The organism is Citrobacter sp. wls757 (genome assembly GCF_005280935.1).
GTDB classification, from domain to species: domain Bacteria; phylum Pseudomonadota; class Gammaproteobacteria; order Enterobacterales; family Enterobacteriaceae; genus Citrobacter; species Citrobacter portucalensis.
Genome location: NZ_SZWU01000034.1, coordinates 130,807 through 138,417, shown reverse-complemented (window position 1 = coordinate 138,417; position 7,611 = coordinate 130,807). Strand labels below are relative to the sequence as shown.

The 7,611-nt window shown below is 52.3% G+C and carries 4 protein-coding genes and 1 pseudogene; 4 read left to right on the top strand and 1 reads right to left on the bottom strand.

Annotated features, from left to right (window positions below):
- Positions 1-33: 33 nt before the first annotated feature.
- A complete protein-coding gene (gene gyrA, locus FDW94_RS09100) occupies positions 34-2,673 on the bottom strand; it encodes a DNA topoisomerase (ATP-hydrolyzing) subunit A (protein WP_003834662.1) in 2,640 nt (879 codons plus the stop codon).
- A gap of 158 nt (positions 2,674-2,831) precedes the next feature.
- On the opposite strand from gyrA, the gene ubiG reads away from it, so the two are divergent.
- From ubiG to FDW94_RS24005, 4 genes and pseudogenes are all read left to right on the top strand, one after another.
- Positions 2,832-3,560 carry a bifunctional 2-polyprenyl-6-hydroxyphenol methylase/3-demethylubiquinol 3-O-methyltransferase UbiG gene (ubiG, locus tag FDW94_RS09095; protein WP_137377467.1) on the top strand — a complete coding sequence of 243 codons (729 nt, stop codon included), beginning with the start codon at positions 2,832-2,834 and terminating at the stop codon, positions 3,558-3,560.
- A 419-nt stretch (positions 3,561-3,979) separates the two neighbouring features.
- The gene (gene nrdA, locus FDW94_RS09090) at positions 3,980-6,265 is read left to right on the top strand and encodes a class 1a ribonucleoside-diphosphate reductase subunit alpha (RefSeq protein ID WP_003834667.1); all 2,286 of its coding nucleotides are present in this window, start codon (positions 3,980-3,982) and stop codon (positions 6,263-6,265) included.
- Between the two features lie 110 nt (positions 6,266-6,375).
- Positions 6,376-7,506 carry a class Ia ribonucleoside-diphosphate reductase subunit beta gene (nrdB, locus tag FDW94_RS09085; RefSeq protein ID WP_003834668.1) on the top strand — a complete coding sequence of 377 codons (1,131 nt, stop codon included), beginning with the start codon at positions 6,376-6,378 and terminating at the stop codon, positions 7,504-7,506.
- Positions 7,506-7,611: pseudogene (locus tag FDW94_RS24005) on the top strand (2Fe-2S ferredoxin); the annotation flags it as partial. The gene nrdB and the pseudogene FDW94_RS24005, both read left to right, overlap by 1 nt.

Genomic DNA, 7,611 nt, shown 5'->3' with positions numbered 1-7,611 from the left:
CGGATTTCTCCGGCCCTTTTTATAGCGTCTTAATTACTCGTCAGCGTCATCCGCTGCTGCATCGTCATCGCTTTCCGCTTCAGGTGCGATATCCTCGTCACCTTCAGCTGCACTTCCGTCGATGGAATCGAGTTCTTCATCATCAACCGGTTCAGCAACGCGTTGCAGACCCACGACGTTTTCGTCTTCCGCAGTACGGATAAGGATAACGCCCTGGGTATTACGCCCTACCACGCTGATTTCCGACACGCGAGTACGTACCAGCGTACCTGCGTCGGTGATCATCATGATCTGGTCGGTATCTTCAACCTGCACTGCGCCAACAACGGAACCGTTGCGCTCGGTAACCTTGATGGAGATAACGCCCTGGGTCGCACGAGACTTGGTCGGATACTCTTCCGCCGCCGTACGTTTACCGTAACCGTTCTGAGTAACGGTCAGGATCGCACCTTCACCGCGCGGAACGATCAGCGATACCACGCTATCTTTTTCCGCCAGCTTGATACCGCGTACACCCGTCGCGGTACGACCCATTGCACGGACAGCATCTTCTTTAAAGCGCACCACTTTACCTGCCGCAGAGAACAACATGACTTCGTCACTGCCGGATGTCAGATCTACACCAATCAGTTCGTCGCCTTCGTTCAGGTTAACCGCAATAATACCGGCAGAACGCGGACGGCTGAACTCGGTCAGCGCCGTTTTCTTCACGGTACCGCTGGCGGTTGCCATGAAGACGTTCACGCCCTCTTCGTACTCACGTACTGGCAGAATTGCGGTAATACGTTCGTTAGCTTCCAGCGGCAACAGGTTGACGATTGGACGTCCACGCGCGCCACGGCTTGCTTCCGGCAACTGATAGACCTTCATCCAGTACAAACGACCACGGCTGGAGAAGCAGAGGATCGTGTCATGGGTGTTGGCCACCAGCAGGCGGTCAATAAAGTCTTCTTCTTTAATACGTGCTGCTGATTTACCTTTACCGCCACGACGCTGCGCTTCGTAATCGGTTAACGGCTGATATTTCACGTAGCCCTGATGAGACAAGGTTACGACAACATCTTCCTGGCTAATCAGATCTTCGATGTTGATGTCAGCGCTGTTCGCGGTGATTTCGGTACGACGAGCGTCACCGAACTGTTCACGAATCAGCTCCATCTCTTCACGGATAACTTCCATCAGACGATCGGCGCTGCCCAGAATGTGCAGCAGTTCAGCGATCTGTTCCAGCAGCTCTTTGTATTCGTCGAGCAGTTTTTCGTGCTCAAGGCCGGTCAGTTTCTGCAAACGCAGATCCAGAATAGCCTGGGCCTGCTGTTCAGTCAGATAGTACTGACCGTCACGCACGCCAAATTCCGGCTCCAGCCATTCAGGACGCGCGGCGTCATCACCGGCACGTTCCAGCATGGCGGAAACGTTGCCCAGTTCCCACGAACGCGCAACCAGCGCAGCTTTCGCTTCAGCCGGGGTCGGCGCGCGGCGGATCAGTTCGATGATCGGATCGATGTTCGCCAGCGCAATCGCCAGCGCTTCAAGGATGTGCGCACGGTCGCGGGCTTTACGCAGTTCAAAGATAGTACGACGGGTTACGACTTCACGGCGGTGACGTACGAACGCGGCAATAATATCTTTCAGGTTCATGATCTTCGGCTGGCCATGGTGCAATGCAACCATGTTGATACCGAAGGAAACCTGCAGTTGGGTCTGGGAATAGAGGTTGTTCAGAACCACTTCCCCGACCGCATCACGTTTCACTTCAATCACGATGCGCATACCGTCTTTGTCAGACTCGTCACGCAGCGCGCTGATGCCTTCAACGCGTTTGTCTTTTACCAGCTCGGCGATTTTCTCAATCAGGCGCGCTTTGTTTACCTGATACGGAATTTCGTGAACGATGATGGTTTCGCGACCCGTTTTGGCATCCGCTTCGACTTCCGCGCGTGCGCGAATGTACACTTTGCCACGACCGGTACGGTAGGCTTCTTCGATACCACGACGACCGTTGATGATCGCGGCAGTCGGGAAGTCCGGACCCGGAATATGTTCCATCAGCCCTTCAATGCTGATGTCTTCATCGTCAATATATGCCAGACAGCCGTTGATCACTTCGGTCAGGTTGTGCGGCGGAATGTTGGTCGCCATACCTACCGCGATACCGGACGAACCGTTCACCAGCAGGTTAGGAATTTTGGTCGGCATGACGTCAGGAATTTGTTCGGTGCCGTCATAGTTGTCGACGAAATCAACCGTTTCTTTTTCCAGATCAGCCATCAGCTCATGGGCGATTTTCGACATACGGATTTCCGTATAACGCATCGCCGCTGCGGAGTCGCCATCGACAGAACCAAAGTTACCCTGACCATCTACCAGCATATAGCGCAAGGAGAATGGCTGCGCCATACGAACAATGGTGTCGTAAACGGCGGTATCACCATGAGGGTGGTATTTACCGATTACGTCACCAACGACACGGGCAGATTTTTTATAGGCTTTATTCCAGTCGTTGCCCAATACGTTCATGGCGTAAAGTACGCGACGGTGAACCGGTTTCAGGCCATCTCGGACGTCCGGCAGCGCACGGCCAACAATGACCGACATCGCATAATCCAGATAGGAGCTCTTCAGCTCTTCCTCAATGTTGACCGGTGTAATTTCTCTCGCAAGGTCGCTCATCTAACCGCTATCCCTCTACTGTATCCCGGATTCAAAGGTCGCAAATTATAACACATCCGTGCAGATTCAGGTAAATGGATTCCCCCAGACAGAGGCTTTATTCATCCCGTCAGGCTGATATACTCATTTGCATCGCAAATTTAGGAGTAGAAGCCCCAATGAATGCCGAAAAACCTCCGGTAGCTCACAACGTTGACCATGAAGAAATTGCCAAGTTTGAAGCAGTCGCGTCACGCTGGTGGGATCTTGAGGGTGAATTTAAGCCGCTGCACCGCATTAACCCACTACGTCTGGGCTATATTACTGAGCGCTCAGGCGGCCTGTTTGGTAAAAAGGTACTCGACGTCGGATGCGGCGGCGGTATTCTGGCGGAGAGTATGGCGCGCGAAGGTGCCAACGTCACCGGACTGGACATGGGTTTTGAACCGCTGCAGGTAGCAAAACTGCATGCACTGGAAAGCGGTATCCAGGTAGAGTACGTACAAGAAACCGTCGAAGAGCATGCGGAAAAGCATGCACATCAGTATGACGTTGTCACCTGCATGGAAATGCTGGAGCACGTGCCAGACCCACAGTCAGTGGTCAGAGCTTGCGCCAGGCTGGTCAAACCGGGTGGCGAAGTATTTTTCTCCACGCTTAACCGCAACGGCAAATCCTGGCTGATGGCGGTGGTCGGAGCGGAATATATTCTGCGCATGGTGCCGAAAGGCACGCACAATGTGAAAAAGTTTATTAAGCCTGCTGAATTATTAGAGTGGGTTGACCAGACCGTACTGAAAGAGCGTCATATGACCGGCCTGCATTACAACCCCATCACCAACACCTTCAAACTTGGCCCGGGCGTTGATGTGAACTATATGGTACATACCACCGCCAAGGTTGATTAACCGCTCCTGTAGGCCGGATAAAGCGTGCAACGCCGCTATCCGGCATGCTTACTGGAACCATGCCTGATGACGTTTCGCTTATCAGGCCTACAAATCCTGTGCCAGATCATAAGAACTTTCCTTGCCTTAGATGAAGAAATCAGCACTCGATCAAATTTTCTATTTTTTTTCTCAATTATTGACATCCCCGCCAGGCCTTATAAGACGCGCACTTAGCGATTATCACCCTTTTGCAACCTCAATTTAACCTCAAAATCAACTCTTGTGCTGAAAAGAATCCCTACTAGAATACTCACCATATAGCGTCTATTTTATCAAACAACCCCTACATATAGTATTTATCCACAGACTTAGTCACAACATGACTCTGTGGATAATATGGGGGATATTTTTTCTTTCACGGACAGGTAAAAAACCACATGAATCAGAGTCTGCTGGTGACAAAGCGTGATGGTAGTACAGAGCGCATCAATCTCGACAAAATCCACCGAGTTCTGGATTGGGCGGCAGAAGGACTGAATAACGTATCGATTTCTCAGGTCGAGCTGCGCTCCCACATTCAGTTTTATGACGGAATCAAGACCTCCGACATCCATGAAACAATCATCAAAGCAGCCGCCGACCTGATCTCCCGCGAAGCGCCGGATTATCAATATCTGGCTGCCCGTCTGGCGATTTTCCATCTGCGTAAAAAAGCGTACGGTGAGTTTGAACCGCCAAAGCTGTTCGACCATGTCGTGAAAATGGTTGAAATGGGCAAATACGACAATCATCTGCTGGAAGACTACACGGAAGAAGAGTTCAAGCAGATGGACTCGTTCATCGTACACGACCGTGATATGACCTTCTCCTACGCTGCGGTGAAGCAGTTGGAAGGTAAATATCTGGTGCAAAACCGTGTTACCGGTGAGATCTATGAAAGCGCACAGTTCCTCTACATTCTGGTAGCGGCTTGCCTGTTCTCTAACTATCCGCGTGAAACACGTCTGCAATATGTAAAACGTTTTTACGACGCCGTTTCTACGTTCAAAATCTCGCTGCCGACGCCAATTATGTCCGGCGTGCGTACCCCAACGCGTCAGTTCAGCTCCTGCGTACTAATCGAGTGCGGCGACAGCCTGGACTCCATCAACGCAACCTCCAGCGCAATTGTGAAATACGTTTCTCAGCGTGCCGGTATCGGCATTAACGCTGGTCGCATCCGTGCGCTGGGTAGCCCGATTCGCGGCGGTGAAGCGTTCCACACCGGCTGTATTCCGTTCTACAAGCATTTCCAGACTGCGGTGAAATCCTGCTCTCAGGGTGGCGTACGCGGTGGTGCAGCCACGCTGTTCTACCCAATGTGGCACCTGGAAGTTGAAAGCCTGCTGGTCCTGAAAAACAACCGTGGCGTCGAAGGCAACCGCGTTCGTCACATGGACTATGGCGTACAGATCAACAAGCTGATGTACACCCGTCTGCTGAAAGGCGGCGACATCACCCTGTTTAGCCCGTCCGACGTCCCGGGTCTGTATGACGCGTTCTTCGCCGATCAGGATGAGTTCGAGCGTCTGTACACCCAATATGAAAACGACGACAGCATCCGCAAACAGCGCGTGAAAGCAGTTGAGCTGTTCTCACTGATGATGCAGGAACGTGCCTCGACCGGTCGTATCTACATTCAGAACGTTGACCACTGCAACACCCATAGCCCGTTTGATCCGGTTGTCGCGCCGGTACGCCAGTCCAACCTGTGCCTGGAAATTGCCCTGCCGACCAAACCGCTGACCGACGTTAACGATGAAAACGGCGAAATTGCACTGTGTACGCTGTCCGCATTTAACCTGGGCGCTATCGAAAGTCTGGACGAACTGGAAGAGCTGGCTGTACTGGCGGTACGTGCGCTGGATGCGCTGCTCGATTACCAGGATTATCCGATTCCGGCCGCCAAACGCGGTGCGATGGGTCGTCGTACGCTGGGTATTGGCGTGATCAACTACGCTTACTGGCTGGCGAAAAACGGTAAACGCTACTCTGACGGCAGCGCCAATAACCTGACTCACAAAACCTTTGAAGCGATTCAATATTACCTGCTGAAGGCTTCTAACGAGCTGGCAAAAGAGCAAGGCGCATGCCCATGGTTTAACGAAACCACCTATGCGAAAGGTATTCTGCCGATTGATACCTATAAAAAAGATCTTGATGCTATCGCTAACGAACCGCTGCATATGGACTGGGAACAGCTGCGTGAATCTATCAAGACTCACGGCCTGCGTAACTCCACGCTGTCAGCCCTGATGCCGTCCGAGACCTCTTCGCAGATCTCCAACGCCACCAACGGTATTGAACCGCCACGCGGTTACGTGAGCATCAAAGCATCGAAAGATGGGATTCTGCGTCAGGTCGTGCCGGACTACGAACACCTGCACGACGCATACGAACTGCTGTGGGAAATGCCAAACAACGACGGCTATCTGCAGCTGGTAGGCATCATGCAGAAATTTATCGATCAGTCGATTTCCGCCAACACCAACTACGATCCGTCGCGCTTCCCGTCCGGAAAAGTACCGATGCAGCAGTTGCTGAAAGACCTGCTCACCGCCTACAAATTTGGTGTCAAAACGCTGTATTATCAGAACACCCGTGACGGTGCGGAAGACTCTCAGGACGATCTGGTACCGTCCATTCAGGACGATGGCTGCGAAAGCGGCGCATGTAAGATTTAATCTTTTGCCGGGTGGCGTAACGCTTACCCGGCCTACAAATTAATTCGCGGTATTGTAGGCCGGATAAGCAAAGCGCATCCGGCAGTACATTCCAGACAGGATTCACATCAATGGCATACACCACTTTTTCACAGACGAAAAATGATCAGCTTCTGGAACCGATGTTCTTCGGCCAGCCGGTGAACGTCGCCCGCTACGATCAGCAAAAATATGACATCTTTGAAAAACTGATCGAAAAGCAGCTCTCTTTCTTCTGGCGTCCGGAAGAAGTCGATGTTTCTCGCGATCGTATCGACTTCCAGGCATTGCCGGAACATGAAAAACATATCTTCATCAGCAACCTGAAGTATCAGACGCTGCTGGACTCCATTCAGGGACGTAGTCCTAACGTCGCGCTGCTGCCGTTAATCTCGATCCCTGAACTGGAAACCTGGGTGGAAACGTGGGCGTTTTCTGAAACGATCCACTCCCGCTCTTACACCCACATCATCCGTAATATTGTTAACGATCCGGCGGTGGTGTTTGACGATATCGTCACCAACGAGCAAATCCAGAAACGCGCGGAAGGCATCTCCAGCTACTACGACGAATTGATCGAGATGACCAGCTACTGGCATTTGCTCGGTGAAGGTACGCATACCGTTAATGGTAAAACGGTTGTCGTAAACCTGCGTGAGCTGAAGAAGAAGCTGTATCTGTGCCTGATGAGCGTGAACGCGCTGGAAGCGATCCGCTTTTATGTCAGCTTCGCCTGCTCTTTCGCCTTCGCCGAACGTGAACTGATGGAAGGCAACGCGAAAATTATTCGTCTGATCGCCCGCGACGAAGCCCTGCACCTGACCGGTACTCAGCATATGCTGAACCTGCTGCGCAGCGGCGTGGACGATCCGGAGATGGCGGAAATTGCCGAAGAGTGCAAACAAGAGTGCTACGACCTGTTCGTACAGGCCGCGCTGCAGGAAAAAGAGTGGGCGGACTATCTGTTCCGTGATGGCTCAATGATTGGTCTGAACAAAGACATTCTGTGCCAGTACGTTGAGTACATCACCAACATCCGTATGCAGGCTGTTGGGCTCGATCTGCCATTCCAGACACGTTCTAACCCGATCCCTTGGATCAATACCTGGCTGGTGTCTGACAACGTCCAGGTTGCGCCGCAGGAAGTGGAAGTCAGCTCTTATCTGGTCGGCCAGATCGATGCCGAAGTCGATACTGACGATCTGAGTAACTTCCAGCTCTGATGGGCCGCGTGACTCTGCGCATCTCTGGCACGCAGTTGCTGTGCCAGGATGAACACCCTTCCCTGCTTGCCGCGCTCGAGTCGCACGATGTTGAAGTCGAATATC